The sequence below is a fragment of the Virgibacillus dakarensis genome (genome assembly GCF_900155625.1).
Lineage (GTDB): Bacteria > Bacillota > Bacilli > Bacillales > Amphibacillaceae > Lentibacillus_C > Lentibacillus_C populi.
Window position 1 is genome coordinate 1,143,697 of the sequence record NZ_LT732554.1, and the last position, 18,766, is coordinate 1,162,462.

Consider the following 18,766-nt stretch of genomic DNA (forward strand, 5'->3'; position numbering starts at 1 on the left):
CAAACTCTCTCCGGAACCCGAATGTTTGGCTGCACGAAGGTCTTTCACTTATACGGAGCATTTATGGGCTTATTTGTTTATGCAAGTATGCTCCAGCAAAATGGGAATTTGCCTCTTTGCCACCAAGTTTAACCGTGATCATCAGACCAATTTTGTGCAATCCCATCATGAAGATACCTGCCGCCAATTGATCAAGCTTCGTGTTAAACGGTGGCGGAAGTAACGAGACAGGACCCGAACCGGACTGTAATGGTAGACAGAGATTGGAGGTTGCTTGAGCAAGTAATGGATTATTTGCGCCATCAAATAGTGCATTCAAGATGAACAAAACACAGGCCGGCATTAAAATAAGCCCACTCATCAATGCATACCGTTTTTTCTGTTTATTCGATAAGCGCTGTTTTGGATCAGGGATTGCGATTGGCCACCACATACCAAAGGATAAAACAAACAGAAAACTTAAATATCCATTATGAAGAGAATTACTTTTTGTCAGAACGGTTAAAACAATTGGCAAATGGTACATAAAGAATAGAATAGCAAACGTAATCAGGGCAATCATCGACGGGAGCAATAACTTGCATATTTTTTTCATCCAGGGGGTTTTCCATAAAAATTCAAATAGGTGTTTTGGAATTCCCAACAATATAACAGGCGGGACAATAAAATAAAGGATGCTCATCTGCGTCATATGCAGACTAGATGAGAGGTGACTAAATTTTGCTAAAGGACTACCAGTTATCACGTATAGCAATCCGATGCCAAACAAAAAGAGAAGGACTTGCGGATGAGTCAGGTTGATCTTCGCAACTCGTTTAACGAAGAATACGTATACGCCGGCTATACATAAAAGACCAGTCAAGAAAGGAATATGCCATGTGATCGGTCCTAATAGCAGTATCTTATCAAACATGGGCCAACCCCTCCTTGTTTTGATTAGCTATTATTACCACATTAACAGAAGTACACTATGTCAATATCGAATTTGGGAATAGCGGGACACTCGGGCTTGCGTCCAATTAAGGAATAAAAAAGAACACCTCGCTCTTATAACCCGTCAAGTTTGATGACTACGGTTTACATTCCATAAAATTAACAGCATTGAAATCCCCACTGCATGAAGTACTTAATAATATAAGGATATTCATGGTTATTGCTGAGGATTTTTAGAATTTATGTGCGTATTCAAAAAGTCGCCACTTATCATTTGGGACTTTTTGAACATCCTCTTTAAGGGGAATTTAAAACAGTTTGGTTTGTACCGTCTTTCATGGATGGGGAAAAATTTCGTCACCGTTTTACCATATGTTTGGGTAGGCTTGGGTTATTACTAAAAACGCTCAGTATTGTGTGAGAATATAACAAATCTTTGAATAGCTTGAAAAGGGCTGATAGTTGGAACGTTTACCAAGTATTCACAGATCGTTCACATAAATTTCATTGATAAATCGAACTGTAATCGCTATACTTTGTTTGGAATTGTTATTTTTAGTTATAAATAATCAAATTGTGAATGGAGAGAAAATATGTTACCAATAGAACGCCAAAATCGTATTAAAGAATTGGTACGAGATAAACAAAACATAAAAATTACAGATTTAAGCGAGCTGTTGGGTGTATCGGAAATGACCATTCACCGAGATATTAAACCATTGATCAATGAAGGGGTTGTTATGAAAACCTTTGGGGGCATTTCGTTAGTTCGGGAACAACAACCCGGTAATCATTCTAACGTCGAAGTTTGTGTCTTTTGCAGCCGAAAAATTCAAGACAGATTAGCGTACCGGCTTATTCTATCAAACAATGAAACGGAAATGGCGTGTTGTGCACATTGTGGACTGCTCCGCCATCGTCAACTAGGTAAAAAGGTTGTTCAAGCAATTTGTCCTGATTTTTTTAAACAAACGACCATTAGTGCCCCGTTAGCCTGGTATGTAGTGGACGCATCTGTAGATATTGGCTGCTGTAAACCACAGGTTCTAACATTTGAGCAGAAAGAACCTGCGGATAATTTTGTCAAAGGGTTTGGTGGCCAGGTGTATACATTCAGTGAAGTAATCGAGGTTATTTTCCAGAAAATGAACGGTGGGCATTCGTGTTGCGGTAAACACCACCAAGAATAGGAAGCCTAATAAAGCCGCTAGTCGGAAGCGAAAAGCCGCCGATCGATGTGAAAAAAATTACCGATCCAAGCTAGGAAAGCTGCCAATCGGACGCAGAAGACAGCCTAGCCAATTCGGAATGGGGGGGTGGTCCAACTTGCCTATCTTCTGATGTAAACAAAGTTACTTGAGTTGGAAAATGATGGAGGGATTATCATGATGAAGAAGTTAGTAATGTTGGTTTTGTTCATTTCATTAGCTGTACTCGCTGCTTGTGGTAATGATGATAATGCAAGTGGAGATGATGAAATTAAAATGCTGGATGTTGTTTTTAACGTTCCGAAGACTGCTAAAGTAGATGAAACCGTCGAACTAAAAGCGAATGTTACATACGGTGATAAAAAAGTGAAAGAAGCGGAAGAAGTCGTTTTTGAATATTGGGAAAAGGGAGATGAAGACAACAGTACAAAGGTCGATGCGAAAAATAATGGCGATGGAACATATACAGCGGAAGTAGCTTTTGACCATGAGGGTGTGTTTGAAATGTATGCACATACGACAGCTGAGGGTTTGCACATGATGCCGAAAAAGTCAATTACGGTTGAAGAAGGTTCAGATACGAAGAATTAGGAAGGGAACGAAATGGACCGCGGGTTCTTCATTTCTTTCAATAGATAAACGATTTTTGTTAAGAAGTGAGTTAGGAAATTAGCTGAGCTGTCCCCCACTATAGCCTGTTTTAGGAAGGGTGACGGGAATGCTTACTTTCGCATCAACAGGAAAGAGAGAAATAATCTGTGAGAGGAGGGGATTACAATTAATAAAACAGCAGGCAGTTTACATAGCAAAGGGTTTTCCCGTTGTGCCAAGTTTATTGCCTTACTTATCGGCTTTTCGCTCTCATTTCTTTATACTTCAAATGTTGAAGCGCATTCCACTTTATTGGAAATGACACCAGCTGAAAAGGTAGTCGCAGAAGAATCGCCACCGACCTTAAAATTGCGTTTTAACGAGCCGATTGAACAGGATCTTGCTACGGTTACCATTTACGATTGGAATGCAAAACCGGTCTTTACAGGGAATCCCGATGAGGGCGGGCCAGAGCGGTCTCCACTCCTTGAGTTTACGCTGCCAGAGCTGATACAAGGGACTTATACTGTTCAATGGAATGTGGTCTCGTTAGACGGTCACCCCGTTAGTGGTTCATACGCTTTTGCTATCGGTGAGCCAACCGCGGGCGGGGCTAAGTCGGTCGCTGGCGCTGGGGAGAATGAAGGACCTCTAATTGCCGCCCGTACGATTGTGGAAGGATTAATACTTTTGGGGGCAGGTTTGTTCTGGTTTGGCTGGCTAGCTGAGAGATGTCATTTTCCAAGCCTTGATACAATATTTAAGAAAGGTAGACGAGTTGGTGCTGCGGTCCTTTTGTTAGGAACAATCGTCGAACTGGCAACATATGGTACGGCCCTGCCACCGGGGTTGATGAAAACGGTATTCAACGGAAGATGGGATTTATTAATTCAGTTTCCTTTCATACTTATGCTGTTCGCGCAATTGATTGCTCTGATTATGCTGCTCATTCCGGGAATGATGCGTGGCTGGTATTTGTTTATGTGGTTGTTACTTGCTGTCATTCCAGCCTTTGGTGGGCATGTTTGGGGATTGGAAAACCCGACGCTTGCTTTGATTCCGCGGATTATCCACCAGCTGTCAATTGCTTTTTGGCTTGGGGCGCTTGCGTATGTTATTTTACTCGTAATTTGGCAGCGAAAGCAGGACAAAGATATTTTATGGAAGGAATTTAGGCCATTTTTTGTAACCAAGATGATGATTGCTTCGGGATTAGTAATCGTTTCCGGATTTATCATGGTCTTTCTCCAGACCGGTTGGACTGCGGTGATAACCGATTGGATGGGATGGAGTACCTTGTTGCTTATTAAAATCATCTTGACGATCCTTATGCTATGTTTGGCGCTATTCCAAACGTTAAGATGGAGAAAACGTGAGAAGTTTACTACATCTCGTGTTATCCGGGTGGAATGGATTGTCGGTTTGGTTGTCATTGTAATAGGTGTATGGATGAGTCAAACAGCTTACCCAACTGCTGTTAAGTCATATGAAGATACATTGGCAGATGGTCAGGCCAAAGCAGCCGTCTACATCGATAAGCTAAAAACAGGTGACCAGAAAATGACCATCGAAATTCCTGAAGTGAATGGTGAACAACCGGAAGAAGTGACCGTTGCTATTTCCATGCCCGACCATGGAATGAAAGATGGCCCATTTACTGCAGAAAAAGCGGAATCCGGTGATTATGAAGTAGTATTACCATTTTCCATGTCGGGAACCTGGCGTCTCGATATTATAGCGAAATATCCGGGGGGTGACCAGAAAGAATGGACAGATGGTGATATATTTGTTACCGGAGACGGAAATCATTGATGATAAATTATAAATAGGAGGTTCAGTTAAATGATAAAAAGAACAAAATGGTTCATACCATTATTCGCAGTGCTCTTCCTGTTCGTAATGGCGCCTATTGCTGAAGCACATGTGACGGTACACCCGAGTGAAAGTTCAACAAATGACTACGAAAAATACACAGTGCGTGTTCCTGTAGAGAAGGATACGAATACAACCGAAGTAAAATTGGAGGTTCCAGAAGGTATAAATCTTGTTTCTGTTTTACCGATGCCAGATTGGGATTATAAATTGGAGAAGGACGACAATGATGTGATTACCTCAGTAACATGGCTTACAAAGGATAAAGGCATTGGGCCGAATGAATTTATTGAGTTTTCTTTTATCGGGGCAAATCCAGGTGAGCCTGGAGAATTCAGCTGGAAGGCTTACCAGACATATGATGATGGATCAGTTGTCGATTGGGTTGGTCCTGCTGATGCAGATGAGCCAGCTTCGGTGACAAAGGTTGTCGAGGGAGATGGTGCTGCACCTCACGGGGATAACCAAATAGCTGATCCAAGTAATACAACAGAGGAAAAAGCTGCTGATGATAATGCCACCTCAGGCACTGCTAACAACTGGTTATCTATTTCACTCGCAACAGTCGCAATCCTGTTAGCGATTATCAGCTTATTCCGTAAACGTGCCTGATATATATAAACTAAAGAGAAAGTTACGGTTACAAGAGTAGCAAAACGATACAATGGGACTTTTAAACACAGACTTATTAAAAAACCGATTACCTCACAAATAAGTGATGCATAATCGGTTTTTAACATTCTTAGGCCAAATTCAATAGGTAATCCCATCTTCATATAGAAGGTCAGAAAGGTCATTAAAAGTAGCCTTTTATGCTTTAAAAAACGGGTTGACTTTGTTGCTTTATTGCTTTACCATAATAAAGTAATATTTTTTAAAATAAGCTCAACCAGAATAATAAACGGGTTAAATTAGCCGTTGATAATCCAAATATACTGTTTCTTGTATTGTTGAGGTTATAAAACGCATAGATTTGTAGAAATAGATAAAGAAAATTACCGAATTGGAGGCTATGAAAATGGAAAGGCCCAAGAAAAAGATCTCATTAGGTTTAGCGTTGATTCCGTTCTTGGTCATGATTATCGCCATGACTTTTGTCATTATTAAGTTTGAAGGCTCACCGCACATTCCTATTCTACTTGGGGCAGTTATGGCTGCTTTTATCGCCTGGAGGTGTGGTTATTCGTGGAGTGATTTGGAGAAGTTTATTTACCAGGGAATTACGAAAGTGCTGCCTGCGGTAATCATTTTGATATTGGTTGGCCTGATTATCAGTGCTTGGATTGGCGGGGGAATTGTTACGACTATGATTTATTATGGACTGGAAATTATTTCACCATCATTTTTCCTTGCTGCCATGCTCATTATTTGTGCTATCGTTACCGTGATGATTGGCAGCTCATGGTCGACAATTGGAACGATCGGTGTTGCTGGAATGGGGATTGGAATCAGTATGGGAATCCCGCCTGCTATGATTGTCGGTGCAATTGTTTCTGGTGCATTTTTCGGTGATAAAATGTCGCCGCTTTCTGATACAACCATACTGGCATCGGGAATTGCTGGATCGAAATTGTCTGAACACATTAAACACATGCTTTATACAACGGTACCTGCTTTTATTATTGCTTTTATTGTCTATTTTTTTATGGGGATGAAGTTTGCTGGTAATACAGTCAATACGGAAAATATTGATGCTGTGATGAATAGTTTGCAGGCTAATTTTGTCATTTCGCCATGGCTGTTACTGATCCCGCTTGCTGTTATTCTTCTGGTAGTTAAAAAAGTTCCAGCCCTGCCAGCACTGACAGTGGGAATTATTTTAGGATTTCTGGCAGATATCTTGATTCAAGGAGGGAGTATCGGGGAAGCAGTTAATGCCCTGCAAGCCGGATATTCCATTGAGACAGGAAATGAAACGGTTGATCATTTATTGAAACAGGGCGGATTGGATTCCATGATGTATACCATATCGTTAGCCATGGTGGCCATGATATTCGGCGGCCTGATGGAGAGTACCGGAATGTTAAATGCTATCGTCGAACAAATTTTAAGACTGGCGCGTACAGGTAAAAGCCTATGTGCAACCACTGTCGTTTCATCCTTTTTCACAAACGTGATAACGGCAGAACAGTATATATCGATTATTATTCCAGGTAGAATGTATGCAAAAAGCTTTAAGGATAAAGAACTGCACCCGAAAAATCTTTCGCGTGCCCTAGAAGACGGAGGAACCATTACCTCGGCATTAGTGCCTTGGAGTACAGATGCTGTTTTCGTCTTGAGCACGTTAGGTGTCAGTGCATGGGCCTATGCACCTTATGCCGTGTTAAATTATTGTGTGCCAATTATATCGATTATTTTTTCCTTGATCGGGTATTCGGTTGTTTATACAAATAAAAAGGAAGCAACCGATTAATAGGTTGGCTTGCATCTCCAGAAGAAAGCGGTGATGCCAATTCTTAAGGTGTTTCTATATTAAGTAGCCCATAACGACGAAACTCCAATTGAATCATATACGCAGGAGCGAATCTCCTGTAAAAGAATGTTCGTGTTGCTCCTTGCAACTACGCCAAACCACACTAAAGCACATACCCCGCGGAACAGGGCAGTGTGCTTTTCCTTTATAAAAAAGCAGGCTGTCTCATCAACAGCCTGCTGCAACTTAACCGTTTTGCTCCTTAATTTCTTCCATCGTAATCCAGTCTTCCGCCCATTCCTGAATTTCTTTGATGACTGGTTCTAATGCTTTTCCCTTTTCCGATAATGAATATTCGATTCGAACCGGGAATTCCGAGTATATATTTCGCTCAACAATTCCTTCTTTTTCTAGCATTTTTAACCTGTCAGAGAGCAATCTTCCGCTGATTGGCAAGTCTGTTTCCATTTCTGAAAAACGTTTGGTACCTTTTAACAGTTCGAACAAAATAAGCCCGACCCATCGTTTACTCATAAGCTGCATTGCCTTTTCAAAACGTGGACATAATTCTTCCATGAAGATCACCTTCACTCTGGTATAATTAGTTTTATCTTGACATTATTATATCATAACCCAGCAATGGCTTTAATGAGAGCTATGACATAAGTAATTACGAAAAGTAACCTAATATGATCATAACATATGAAAGGCTTTCCGTAAATAAATACATGATGATCCGAAAAGTCGCAAAAATAAATCGCACAATTAAAAAATTATTTGGTAATCCTTTTATTTTTATGAAATAATAGTCGTAGGGGATGTTCAAAAAGTTGTAATCAGAACAAGGAAATGCGGGCACAAAGAACGTGCCAGGTCGACGTTGGCTAATGATTTGGCGATCTTGGTGACCTGTTAATTTGACAACTTTAGAACACGTATTAAACGAAATTTTTGGGAGGTAGAAACGATGGTAAGTAAACAAACACAGGAGAAATATGCTGAATTAGCATTAAAGAAGGGAGTCAACTTACAAAAAAATCAGGCACTCATGATTAATGCGCCAATTGAAGGTGCAGATTTTACCAGAATTGTCGTTCGAAAAGCATACGAATTGGGAGCTAAAGATGTACACATTAATTGGGGTGATGACGAATTAACAAAGCTATTTTATGAAAATGCACCAGACGAAGTTATCAATGACTTCCCCGATTGGAAAGTAAAGCTGCATGATACATATGCCGAAGATGGTGCAGCTGTTTTGTCCATACGTTCGACGAACCCCGATTTGTTAAAAGATATTGATCCGTCACGTGTTGCTAAAGCTAGCAAGGCGCGCGCACAGAAGATGAAGAATTTCCGGCAATACACGATGAACGATCGTATAACATGGTCAATCATCTCGATTCCAACTGGTGATTGGGCCCAAAAAATTTTCCCGGATAAATCAACAGAAGAGGCGATAGAAAGCCTGTGGGATGCCATTGTAAAAATTGTCCGGGTTGACAAGGATGATCCAATTGCTGCCTGGAAAGAACATAATGCAACATTAAAAACGGCTCGTGAACTGCTGAATAAGAAAAATTACAAAAAACTAATCTTTAAAGCACCGGGAACAAATCTGGAAATGGAACTGCCTGAAGGTCACATTTGGAAAGGGGGTTCGGCAGTATCAGAGAAAGGAATTACCTTTAATCCCAATATGCCGACGGAAGAGGTTTTTTCTATGCCACATAAATACGGTGTGAATGGTACAGTTTCCAGTACAAAGCCATTAAATTATGGTGGAAGCTTGATCGACAATTTTACGTTGACATTTAAAGATGGAAAAGTTGTTGATTTTAAAGCAGAACAAGGGGAAGATACGTTAAAACATTTACTGGATACGGATGAGGGCGCACGGAGGCTTGGCGAAGTCGCACTCGTACCACATGAGTCACCGGTTTCCCAGTCCGGACTGATTTTTTACAATACGCTATTTGATGAAAATGCTTCATGCCACATCGCACTCGGAAAAGCATATCCGACTAATTTGGCAGGCGGTGCGGAAATGAGCGAGGATGACCTTGATAAGCATGGTGTTAATGACAGCTTGAACCATGTCGATTTTATGATTGGGTCGGAGCAGCTTGACATTGATGGAGTCAAGGAAGATGGGACTTCAGAAGCAGTATTTCGTAATGGTACGTGGGCGTTTGATATTAAATAAAGTGTGAGAACGCCATGCAGTCCAGATTGGATGCATGGCGTTTGTTAATGTGCAATGTCGGCAGGATCACATCGTCCGGAATCACGGAAGTATCAGCCAGAATAGCGGAATATCAACCGGAACTCTGGAAGTATCGCCCGGAACCGTCTGAATATCAGCCGGAATCGCAAAACATCGACCAAAATGGCGGTAACATCGGCCGGGATCACTAATCTATGTCATCATTACATCAGTCCGTTCTTTACCAAAACCGCTTTTATTTTCGTATAACTATAGTCTTCGGGAAGTGCCTCACGTAACGGTTTCAATCTTGGCTCATCAATTTCCTCACGTGCGGCTAAAACTGCCGCCTCTTCCGCTTTATCAAAAAAGATATTCCAGGCAATTGGATATCCGTCTTTGAATGCTTTAAATATATGTCCCTCAATCGTTTGGGGAGAGAGCTCCCGGATAGCTGCAATGTCCTTGATTGATTTTCCAGATTGAAACAGTTGATAGCTGACAATATGACTTGGACCATCTTCGTCATTCCTTTTCACAGACCTTGGTTTAACCGGGTCGGAAATTCGTATTTTTGCTTTTACTTCCGGATTAGCGGCTCGCCATTCTACAATGGCACCGAGAAATGCATCACCGTACTGCTCAAATTTTTTCTCACCAACACCTTTAATCGTTAGCATGTCTTCTTTATTATCCGGGAAATAACGGCTTAATTCCTTTAATGTTGCATCAGAGAACAAGACATACGGTGGCACACCTTTTTCATCGGCAAGTTTTTTCCGTAGTCTACGCAAATTATCAAACAAGTCCAGATGGTAATCCGCTTCTTCAGTTACCGGAATTGGTGCTGTATAGATCCAAACTGTCCGGCGTCCTTTGAGCACTTCGACAGATTCTTTGTTCAACTTTAATGTAGGAAAACGGCCTTCCTCGGTATCAAGCAGCTTCTCGGCGACCAAAAAATGGATCCGTTCGGTTAATTCCTTTTCTGTATAAGCGGATAGGATGCCGTATGTTGTTAGCTTATGTAACCCAAAATTATGCAGCTTTTTATCGTTTGACCCTTTTAAAACTTTAGCCGTCATGCCAACACCGAAACGTTCGCCCATCCGTTTTACACAGGAAAGGATCATTTGTGCTTCTTCCGTAATATCGGTCTTTTCCTGCCGGTTGAGGCAATTGCTGCACCTTCCGCACGTTGTTTCAGCAGGTTTATCGTCGAAATATTCCAGGATGAAAGCAGTTAAACAACCGTGTGTATGGCAGTAGTTGATCATTGCCTGCAATTTTCGGTATTCAGCACGTTTGGCCTCGTCATCCATCAACGATTGTTCAATTAAAAATTTCTGCAGCTGCACATCCTGAGGTGAAAATAACAGGATGCAGTCACTTGGTTCCCCGTCCCGTCCAGCACGCCCTGCTTCCTGGTAATACGACTCGATTGTCATTGGCATTGCATAATGAATCACATAGCGCACATTCGATTTATCAATTCCCATACCAAATGCGTTTGTAGCGATCATGACTGTTTTCTCATCCTGAATAAATGCTGCCTGTGCACGCTTTCGTTCATCCTCCCCCATTCCAGCATGATATTTTTCACAGGCGATCCCTCTTCTCGAGAGCTGTTCGTATAACGTATCAGCCTGTTTCCGTGTTGCAGTATAAATAATCCCTGATTCATTAAGGTGTTCTTGTAAAAAAGAACGAACATAGGTGGCCTTGTCCTTCCCTTTCACAACATGAAAAGATAGGTTTTCTCGTTCAAATCCGGTATTAATTACATGGTTGTTTTTAATGTTCAGTAAAGATTGAATGTCGGTAATAACCTCTTCTGTAGCAGTTGCAGTTAAGGCTACGAAGACAGGGATATTCGTTAACCGGGTTAAATTGGGAACGATCGATCTGTAGCTCGGTCTGAAATCATGTCCCCATTGGGAAATACAATGGGCTTCATCAAATGCAACCAGTGATAGTGGAATGTTTTTAACAACATTAACAAAACTGCCGGATTCAAATCGTTCCGGAGCAACGTACACAAATTTATAGCGTCGGGCTGCCATGTTTTTTAAGCGCACTTGCTGTTCATTTGCTGACAGGGAGCTGTTAATAAATGTGGCAGGAATACCCAGGGCATTAAGGCCATCAACCTGATCTTTCATTAATGATATTAATGGAGAAATGATGATCGCGGTTCCATCAAGCGAGAGGCCGGGGATTTGGTAACATAAGGACTTCCCGCCGCCTGTTGGCATAACAGCGAGTGTATTGTTTGTCTGTAAAATATTAGCGATTGCTTCCTTTTGGCCTGGACGAAATGATTCATAGCCAAAATAGGTTTGCAAAATTTTTTCTTCTTCGCCCATCTTGTTCAACTCCTTTGCTAGTAGGTAAAGAAAGTATAAAAATTTAGGCTCTATTCTGCTTGCGTCAGAGTTGGCCATGTCCAGCTCCAGCGCTAAAGCCAAGCAAACTTCACACTCCTTCACTACGATAAGTCAACATCGGTTCGGGTAGGAAGGAAGGCCAACTAAAAGCGGACTTTGCGTCCAACTCACGTCTACCCCTATGAAGGGGCATGTTTCCTTTATCTTATTGCGGAGTGCTCCAGTTTGTACGTTGCTAAACGGGCACTTGCGCTTTTCTTATATAATCCTAACATATTTTTTTGACTCAGATGGCGTATTTTTTAAAATGATAATTTCGCAAATTTAGATGCCATAAAATAGAATTTTGTTGTTCAAACAGTGTTTAAAACAGTAAAAAGAGCTAACTTATATTGTTAGCTCCTAATGAGAATAATCTTGTGCAGCAGGTTCTCGAAAAAGCAATCCGATTAATCCGCCGGCTATAGCGGGAACAACCCAGCCCAGTCCGATGGAGAAAAACGGTAAATATTCCATGAATGGGGTAATTGTCTCTAACTTGAATCCATATGCAACCAACCCATCATACAAACTGGTAAGGGAGGTTAACACTATTGCCCCACGGTATACAGCCTTTGATCTGTGAAATAAGTTTTGCATAAATGTTAACAATATAAGTACAATGGCTATTGGATAAATAAATGTAAGGACTGGCACTGAGTAACCGATAATAGTGTTCAATCCTTGATTGGCAATGAGAAAACTGCCAATTGTTATAATAAGAACTATCCATCGATAGGAAAGGGCAGTAATTTTAGTGAAAAATTGCCCGCAAGCGACGACTAATCCTACTGAAGTGGTAAAGCATGCCAGGGTAACGATCACTCCAAGTAATAACGCACCGTAATTGCCAAACATGATAGTTGCAGCATTGGATAAAATATCGCCGCCATTGTCATAACTTCCTGTAGAGGCTAATTTTGCCCCGATCCAGCCGATCGAAACATAGACCGCCATTAATCCGATCGCGGTGATTAGCCCGGCTTTCAAGGTTGATCTGACCAATTCCCTCTGGGTGGATACCCCGCGTTCTTTAAAAGCATTGACGACAATAATGCCAAATGCCAGTGCAGCAATGGCATCCATTGTCAAATACCCTTCAACAAATCCTGTGAAAAAGGGGTTAACCGCATATTTATCTGTCGGGCTTTCAAGCGGGTGATCCAATAGTAAGAATCCGCCAACACTCAGTGCAATGATGGCAATTAACAAAATAGGTGTTAAGAATTGGCCAATTCGATCTACCATTTTTGACGGGTTTAAGCTTACCAAATAAACGAGAATAAAAAAGATCGTTGTAAAAATAAGTAATGAAAGTGTTGATGTGTTGTTTGTAAAAGGTTCTACACTCATTTCGTATGCAACGGTTGCCGCCCGGGGGATGCCAAAGAAAGGTCCAATTGCTAAATAAACGAGCGATGTAAAAATAAGTCCAAATAATGGATGAACCCGGTCAGCTAATTCACGAGCGTCATTTTTAACAAAAGAAATGGATGTGACAGCGAGGATTGGTAAACCAACCCCGGTAATGACAAATCCAGTGATCGCAGTCCAGTAAGAAGTACCAGAGTCGATTCCAAGTGTAGGCGGGTAAATTAAGTTCCCCGCTCCAAAAAATAAAGCAAAAAGCATAAATCCAATCGTGAAGATGTTTTTATTCATGTGATGATCCTCCTGCTATAATATCCGGCGTACCTGATCAGATGGTTATTTTCTATATTATCTGATAATTTGTATCAAAAAGTAGTTTGAAATGTCGCAAAGCAAAGTAATTTTAACAAGATTAATAAATGCTTGTCAATCCGAGTAACGTGTTTCGTTTTGACTATTTTGTGACATCTGGAAAAAGTATGGAAGAAGTGCACGATAAAGTAAAACTTCACCTGAGCGGGGGTTTCCGGCGCATAGAACGTGACGGTTTTAGTCTTTGTACCTATGATCGAATCTTTACGACTGTTTATCCCCCACCTTCCCGTTTTTGGTTTACGCATGCATAGGGGTGGGGTATTACACCGGTAAATACGTGATAAAATTTTTCGGAATCCACGGTTAAAATTGTTTACTTTATTTCAAACCGCGTTTAAAATACCTATATATTTAAGAAAAGAATGGGGGTATGATATGTTTCCATCTGTTTTGTTTGAAATTATGTTAATAGGCCTTCTCGGGATTGGCTCACAGTGGTTATCATGGCGCTACCGGATGCCGGCTATTGTTGTCATGTCGGTTGCCGGGTTAATAGTGGGACCATTTTTGGGCATCATGAATCCCCAGGAAGACTTTGGAACGCTATATAAACCAATCATTACTGTCGCAGTAGCGATTATCCTGTTTGAAGGCAGCTTAAATTTGAATTTTAAAGAACTGCGCGGGCTGGGACGACCGGTATTTCGCATTTCGACAATTGGTGCGTTTATTGCCTGGATATTAGGATCACTGACTGCGCATTATATTGCAGGCCTGTCGTGGGCAGTTGCTTTTGTAATCGGTGGTCTGTTCATTGTAACCGGTCCTACCGTTATTTTACCTTTATTGAGACAATCCAAATTAAAACCGCGTCCTGCCAAAATATTAAAATGGGAAGGAATTATTGTAGACCCAATCGGTGCGCTGCTCGCGGTATTTGCCTTTGAGATTATTTCTTATTTGACCGACAACGATCCTAGTGGTGTTTCACTTCTTTTATTTTTTGCTGCCTCGGTTTTTGCTGCAATACTTGGCTGGGCATTCGGCAGGGGAATTGGCTGGATGTTTGAAACAGGGAATATCCCTGAATATTTAAAGTCACCTACAGTGTTTATTGTTGTCATCATGTGTTTTACCATAGCGGATGAAATTACGCATGAAACAGGACTGCTTGCTGTTACTGCTATGGGGATGACGCTGGCAAATATGGGAATAAGCTCCGTTGAAGATATGCGCCATTTTAAGGAAAATATGTCCATCTTACTAATATCGGCGATCTTTATTATGCTTACTGCTTCCTTAAATATAGACACGATTTTGCATATTTTTGAACCAAGAATTATCGGGTATGTGGTATTGATGATGATTGCAGTACGACCACTATCGATTTTTCTGTCAACGATTGGAACTGACTTGGCGCTTAATGAAAAAGTGCTAGTCGGCTGGATTGCTCCACGGGGTATTGTAGCATTGACAGTTTCCAGCTATTTTGCTGCGATATTAGGGGATGCCGGATATGAAGATGCATCGATTATTACGACGCTAACCTTTGGGCTTGTCTTTTTTACGGTTGTTGCCCACGGTTTTTCAATTGGCTGGCTGGCAAAAAAACTTCATTTATCGATGGAGGGCAGGCCTGGGACGATTATTGTCGGCAGCAACACATTTACCGTAGAATTGGCAAAGTCGCTTATCAAAGCCAAAGCACCGGTAATCATTGTCGATTCCTCATGGGAAAAATTGCGAAAAGCTCGTGAAGCGGGGATCCCGTTCTATCACGGGGAAATGCTGTCAGAGCAAACAGAATATCATTTGGATACAACACCTTATGAATATTTAATCGCGGCAACTGATTATCATTCTTATAATTCACTCGTTTGTACAACGTTTATGCCGGAATATGGCCGAACCAATGTCTATAAGGTAAGTCCGTATAAGCAAATCGATAGTGACACAAATGATATTGTCAATAAAATTGGTGGACGTATCTTGTTTGGGGAGGAAGTTTCCACAGAAGATTTAAATCAGAACATTGCATCTGGCTTTGTTGTTAGACAAACAACTTTAACCGATCAATATAACTATAAGCAATATGTAAACGAACGTGATGATGCAGCGGTTCTCCTATATATGATCAAACCGTCTGGGAAAATTATTTTTTATGCCGAAGAGATGAAGGCAACACCTGAATCCGGTGATATTGTTGTCAGCCTTGCTCCACAGGATAAAAAAATCCAGGCAAAACTGGAAAACCGGCGAAATGGTACGAACGGGAATGGAAAGTAGGTAAAAATTGATTTAATCGTACCTGTTAAATAGCCCTATAATAAACGAGCGTAGATGAAGTCTGCGCTCGTTTATTTATAGGTGGCCATCTATTTGTTAAAAACATAGTTTGATCATTTGTAAAAAAGACTGATGTTTTGAAATAAAGATCGATCATTTGGCATAGAGTTTGATAAACTTCCCCATTAATATTGTGATTAAAGGGAACGGTTGTTGATAATGTCCTTTGCTTTGGCGCATATACCTTGGTAATTCCTTTTAACCTTAGATAAGTCAGCCTAAAATGCGGTATTAATGTTCTAATATTTGAAAGGAATCTTACAAGGTTTGGCGAATCTATTAAGGAGGATAATCAGTTTGCTTTGTCATTAACTTACCTTGGAAAGGGGTGAATAAGTTTGGGCCAAATCGATAAACGCAATCGTTTGGATGAGGAGTCTTTTAGTTATCGGGTCACCAAAAACAATACAGTTTTTATTGATTGGCAGAACAAACAAGTAAAGATTCTTAAGGGGAAGGAAGCCAAGAAGTTTCTGAACAAAATTAATCGTGTTAGGGATGAAAAAGAGCTGCAGCTATTAATGGCTAAAATAACCGGAAACTTCAAAAGAGGAAATGAACGAACTGTTAATAAAAATAAACGGTAAATATATTAAGAGCGTGTTTTGATCAATCTTTTTTCGAAACACGCTCTTTCCTTTTGTTTGTTCAAGTTTTTTAGTATCAATTTGACCAAACCTTTTTTAAGTAACATCTATTTCTTCTAATTTGCGATACATGTCCGCGATTTCTTCCTCTAATTCGATCAGTTTTTTTTCTGCAGTCGCCGTATTCTGACCAACCAATACCAATTTCTCAGCATCACCCTGGATTCGGACATAATCCGATTTCAGCTCCGCGATTTTAGCCTCAATTTCTTTTTTTGTCATGTTTATCACTCCTATTCCTATTCTAACGGATTTTCTCTTTACAAAAAAGGATATTACGCTAAAATTAGTGAAAAAGGAGAATTGGATGAACATAACACTAGTATCCTCACCACAGGAATTTTCCCGGCTTATTGAACCATTGTTAATGCAAAAAGAAGCTTGCAACAATCTGATGCTTGGTATTATTCAGCGCTTATTGGATGACCCAGAAGGAGAGGAATACGGTTATTTAGGCTATGTAGAACAAGATCATAAGGTGGTATTTGCGTTCATGCAAACCCCAAAGAACTGGATATTAGCTGATGCATCCAATGTAGATGAACGTGTCGTGCAAACGATAACCCAGTTTTTGTTTAACCGGCACATCCATATTCCCAGTATTATAGGGCCGGAAAAAGTAGCTACTATGTTTGTTAAACAATGGGAACAACTCAGGGGCTTGAAAGCAACCATTCATATGGAACAATTAATCTATCAGCTGGATAATGTAAATACAGTACCTATCGCGGAGGGGGAATTAATCCCTGCATCCGAAACCGATCACGACCTGATTGCCCTGTGGCTTGTTCAATTTGGGATTGAGGCAAACGAACATATTTCTGAGGAACACGCAAATAAAGCTGCTGCCAAATTTATCGGTAATCAATCCATGTACGTATGGCAAGTGAAGGGTGAGCCGGTTTCCATGGTCAACCGGTCCAGAAGAACAAAACATGGTGCAACAATCAATGCCGTGTTTACTCCTGACATCCATAAACAAAAGGGATATGCGACTAGTGCAGTTGCAACGTTATCAGAGAAGCTGCTGGAAAGCGGGTTTCAATTTTGCAGTCTATATACCGACTTGAAAAACCCTGTATCCAATAGTATTTATAAAAAAATTGGTTATTATGTTGTTGGGGACTCCATCGTTTATAAATTTTCGTAATGCTATCAAAAGGAAGGGCGAGCAATAATTTGTCCTTTCTTTTGCCAGCTATATTAACGCATCCTCTTTATTGTCTTTCGAGTCCTGATACGTTCTATAAAAATGGACAATAATCGTTTTCACAACCGCATAGAACGGTACGGCAAAGAGGATGCCAAGGAAGCCAGCGATACTTCCGGCAGCCAGAATCAACGTAATAATCGTTAACGGGTGCAGCTTTAGTGCCCGCCCCATAATATTTGGCGAAATAAGATTACCTTCGAGCTGCTGGGCAACAATCATGACAATCGCAACCCAAACAGCCATCATCGGATCCTGGAAAAAGCCGACGATCATTGCTGGAACAACCGAGATAAATGGGCCGATAAATGGGATGACACACATTATCATACCAAATAATGCTAAGGTCAAGGCGTATTTCAAATGAATGATTAGATAACCAATAAATAATAATATACCAATACATAGACTGACAAAGAGCTGTCCGAGAATATAAGAAGCCAATGTTTCATCGATTTTGTGCAAAAGACTGCGAATATTGGCTGCCTTTTTCTTATTAAATATTTTCGTGACAAACGGGACGAATTTGTCACCATCCTTAAGCATAAAAAACAGGAAGAAAGGAACCAATACCAAGGAAAAGACAAATCCGATCAACTGGCTGATAAACCCGAATAAAAATGACATGGCACCTTCAATGTACGATTGCAGATTGGACGTTACATGGTTAATTGCCTGATTCATATCAGCGGGAATCATGTCCTGGTTTGATTGCCATAAAGTGATTAAATTTTGCGCTCCCTCAACCATTTCCGGCACATTGTTAATCAAATTGGTGAATTGTTTTTGGGCAATCGGAGCGATGTAATTGATAATCAGATAAATAATAAGAATTAATAGAATGAACACAATAAAAATAGCCAGGACGCGATGGACCCGATATTTTTCCAGAAAGTGCACGACTGGTCTTGTTATGTAAAAAAGGACACCGGCACCTACAACGGGCAAGGCAACGGCTGCCAAATACTTAAAAATCGGATCGAATAAAAAATCGGTTGCGGAGATTAACAAGATTAATAGAAAGACTAAAATAAAAACGACTAACGTTTGGAACCAGCGCTTACTGTACACGAACATCACCACTTTCCTCTTATATAATTATTTTAACGATAAACGGCAAAAATAGGAAGTATCTTTTATTCTTTCCCGAAACGGGTGGAGATAAACAAATTCAGGCCGACAAAAATAGAATTCATTTTAAAAGTATGCTAGAATTTGGGTCATA

The 18,766-nt window shown here is 40.6% G+C and carries 16 protein-coding genes; 10 read left to right on the forward strand and 6 right to left on the reverse strand.

What is annotated here, in order from left to right:
- Positions 1 to 61: 61 nt before the first annotated feature.
- Positions 62 to 913 carry a cytochrome c oxidase assembly protein gene (locus CZ382_RS15360; protein WP_088052075.1) on the reverse strand — a complete coding sequence of 284 codons (852 nt, stop codon included), beginning with the start codon at positions 911 to 913 and terminating at the stop codon, positions 62 to 64.
- Positions 914 to 1,526: 613 nt separating this feature from the next.
- Between CZ382_RS15360 and CZ382_RS15365 the strand changes: the two genes are divergently transcribed.
- The 5 genes from CZ382_RS15365 to nhaC all read left to right on the forward strand — a co-directional run bounded on the left by CZ382_RS15365 (position 1,527) and on the right by nhaC (position 7,020).
- Positions 1,527 to 2,123, forward strand: coding sequence for a DeoR family transcriptional regulator (locus CZ382_RS15365; protein WP_088052077.1), 597 nt, complete (start codon positions 1,527 to 1,529; stop codon positions 2,121 to 2,123).
- 195 nt (positions 2,124 to 2,318) lie between these two features.
- Positions 2,319 to 2,732 carry a FixH family protein gene (locus CZ382_RS15370; protein WP_235000446.1) on the forward strand — a complete coding sequence of 138 codons (414 nt, stop codon included), beginning with the start codon at positions 2,319 to 2,321 and terminating at the stop codon, positions 2,730 to 2,732.
- Positions 2,733 to 3,044: 312 nt separating this feature from the next.
- A complete protein-coding gene (locus tag CZ382_RS15380) occupies positions 3,045 to 4,544 on the forward strand; it encodes a copper resistance CopC/CopD family protein (protein WP_088052081.1) in 1,500 nt (499 codons plus the stop codon).
- Between the two features lie 30 nt (positions 4,545 to 4,574).
- Positions 4,575 to 5,216 (forward strand): YcnI family copper-binding membrane protein, encoded by a 642-nt coding sequence (locus CZ382_RS15385; protein ID WP_235000447.1) that lies wholly within the window; start codon positions 4,575 to 4,577, stop codon positions 5,214 to 5,216.
- A 406-nt stretch (positions 5,217 to 5,622) separates the two neighbouring features.
- Positions 5,623 to 7,020, forward strand: coding sequence for a Na+/H+ antiporter NhaC (nhaC, locus tag CZ382_RS15390; RefSeq protein ID WP_327365609.1), 1,398 nt, complete (start codon positions 5,623 to 5,625; stop codon positions 7,018 to 7,020).
- 246 nt (positions 7,021 to 7,266) lie between these two features.
- Here the strand turns inward: nhaC and CZ382_RS15395 are convergent, their stop codons facing one another.
- Positions 7,267 to 7,596, reverse strand: a complete 330-nt coding sequence (locus tag CZ382_RS15395) for a winged helix-turn-helix transcriptional regulator (protein WP_088052085.1) — start codon at positions 7,594 to 7,596, stop codon at positions 7,267 to 7,269.
- A gap of 391 nt (positions 7,597 to 7,987) precedes the next feature.
- On the opposite strand from CZ382_RS15395, the gene CZ382_RS15400 reads away from it, so the two are divergent.
- Together CZ382_RS15400 and CZ382_RS15405 are read left to right on the forward strand one after the other, a co-directional pair.
- Entirely contained in the window at positions 7,988 to 9,226 is a 1,239-nt protein-coding gene (locus CZ382_RS15400; protein ID WP_088052086.1) for an aminopeptidase, read from the forward strand.
- A gap of 14 nt (positions 9,227 to 9,240) precedes the next feature.
- Entirely contained in the window at positions 9,241 to 9,438 is a 198-nt protein-coding gene (locus CZ382_RS15405; RefSeq protein ID WP_088052087.1) for a hypothetical protein, read from the forward strand.
- Between the two features lie 12 nt (positions 9,439 to 9,450).
- Here the strand turns inward: CZ382_RS15405 and recQ are convergent, their stop codons facing one another.
- Positions 9,451 to 11,592 carry a DNA helicase RecQ gene (recQ, locus tag CZ382_RS15410; protein ID WP_088052089.1) on the reverse strand — a complete coding sequence of 714 codons (2,142 nt, stop codon included), beginning with the start codon at positions 11,590 to 11,592 and terminating at the stop codon, positions 9,451 to 9,453.
- A 423-nt stretch (positions 11,593 to 12,015) separates the two neighbouring features.
- Positions 12,016 to 13,314, reverse strand: a complete 1,299-nt coding sequence (brnQ, locus tag CZ382_RS15415) for a branched-chain amino acid transport system II carrier protein (protein ID WP_088052090.1) — start codon at positions 13,312 to 13,314, stop codon at positions 12,016 to 12,018.
- 459 nt (positions 13,315 to 13,773) lie between these two features.
- On the opposite strand from brnQ, the gene CZ382_RS15420 reads away from it, so the two are divergent.
- Both CZ382_RS15420 and CZ382_RS15425 read left to right on the forward strand, forming a co-directional pair.
- Complete coding sequence (locus CZ382_RS15420) at positions 13,774 to 15,624, forward strand: cation:proton antiporter (RefSeq protein ID WP_088052091.1); 1,851 nt, start codon at positions 13,774 to 13,776, stop codon at positions 15,622 to 15,624.
- 398 nt (positions 15,625 to 16,022) lie between these two features.
- On the forward strand, positions 16,023 to 16,271 hold the full coding sequence (locus CZ382_RS15425) for a hypothetical protein (protein ID WP_088052092.1): 249 nt from the start codon (positions 16,023 to 16,025) through the stop codon (positions 16,269 to 16,271).
- 96 nt (positions 16,272 to 16,367) lie between these two features.
- Here CZ382_RS15425 and CZ382_RS15430 read toward each other — a convergent pair whose 3' ends face one another.
- Positions 16,368 to 16,553 (reverse strand): SE1832 family protein, encoded by a 186-nt coding sequence (locus tag CZ382_RS15430; protein WP_088052094.1) that lies wholly within the window; start codon positions 16,551 to 16,553, stop codon positions 16,368 to 16,370.
- An 85-nt stretch (positions 16,554 to 16,638) separates the two neighbouring features.
- Here CZ382_RS15430 and CZ382_RS15435 point away from each other — a divergent pair, with 85 nt between their 5' ends.
- Complete coding sequence (locus CZ382_RS15435; protein ID WP_159457811.1) at positions 16,639 to 17,481, forward strand: GNAT family N-acetyltransferase; 843 nt, start codon at positions 16,639 to 16,641, stop codon at positions 17,479 to 17,481.
- Between the two features lie 48 nt (positions 17,482 to 17,529).
- Here the strand turns inward: CZ382_RS15435 and CZ382_RS15440 are convergent, their stop codons facing one another.
- Positions 17,530 to 18,618, reverse strand: coding sequence for an AI-2E family transporter (locus tag CZ382_RS15440; protein WP_250889651.1), 1,089 nt, complete (start codon positions 18,616 to 18,618; stop codon positions 17,530 to 17,532).
- Between the last annotated feature and the right edge of the window lie 148 nt (positions 18,619 to 18,766).

Bases quoted from the DNA above. Each gene is read 5' to 3' on its own strand.
- CZ382_RS15395 (WP_088052085.1), bottom strand. From the start codon at position 7,596: ATGGAAGAATTATGTCCACGTTTTGAAAAGGCAATGCAGCTTATGAGT.
- CZ382_RS15435 (WP_159457811.1), top strand. From the start codon at position 16,639: ATGAACATAACACTAGTATCCTCACCACAGGAATTTTCCCGGCTTATT.
- CZ382_RS15360 (WP_088052075.1), bottom strand. From the start codon at position 913: ATGTTTGATAAGATACTGCTATTAGGACCGATCACATGGCATATTCCT.
- nhaC (WP_327365609.1), top strand. From the start codon at position 5,623: ATGGAAAGGCCCAAGAAAAAGATCTCATTAGGTTTAGCGTTGATTCCG.
- CZ382_RS15400 (WP_088052086.1), top strand. From the start codon at position 7,988: ATGGTAAGTAAACAAACACAGGAGAAATATGCTGAATTAGCATTAAAG.
- recQ (WP_088052089.1), bottom strand. From the start codon at position 11,592: ATGGGCGAAGAAGAAAAAATTTTGCAAACCTATTTTGGCTATGAATCA.
- CZ382_RS15430 (WP_088052094.1), bottom strand. From the start codon at position 16,553: ATGACAAAAAAAGAAATTGAGGCTAAAATCGCGGAGCTGAAATCGGAT.
- CZ382_RS15440 (WP_250889651.1), bottom strand. From the start codon at position 18,618: ATGTTCGTGTACAGTAAGCGCTGGTTCCAAACGTTAGTCGTTTTTATT.
- brnQ (WP_088052090.1), bottom strand. From the start codon at position 13,314: ATGAATAAAAACATCTTCACGATTGGATTTATGCTTTTTGCTTTATTT.
- CZ382_RS15420 (WP_088052091.1), top strand. From the start codon at position 13,774: ATGTTTCCATCTGTTTTGTTTGAAATTATGTTAATAGGCCTTCTCGGG.
- CZ382_RS15385 (WP_235000447.1), top strand. From the start codon at position 4,575: ATGATAAAAAGAACAAAATGGTTCATACCATTATTCGCAGTGCTCTTC.
- CZ382_RS15370 (WP_235000446.1), top strand. From the start codon at position 2,319: ATGATGAAGAAGTTAGTAATGTTGGTTTTGTTCATTTCATTAGCTGTA.
- CZ382_RS15365 (WP_088052077.1), top strand. From the start codon at position 1,527: ATGTTACCAATAGAACGCCAAAATCGTATTAAAGAATTGGTACGAGAT.
- CZ382_RS15405 (WP_088052087.1), top strand. From the start codon at position 9,241: ATGCAGTCCAGATTGGATGCATGGCGTTTGTTAATGTGCAATGTCGGC.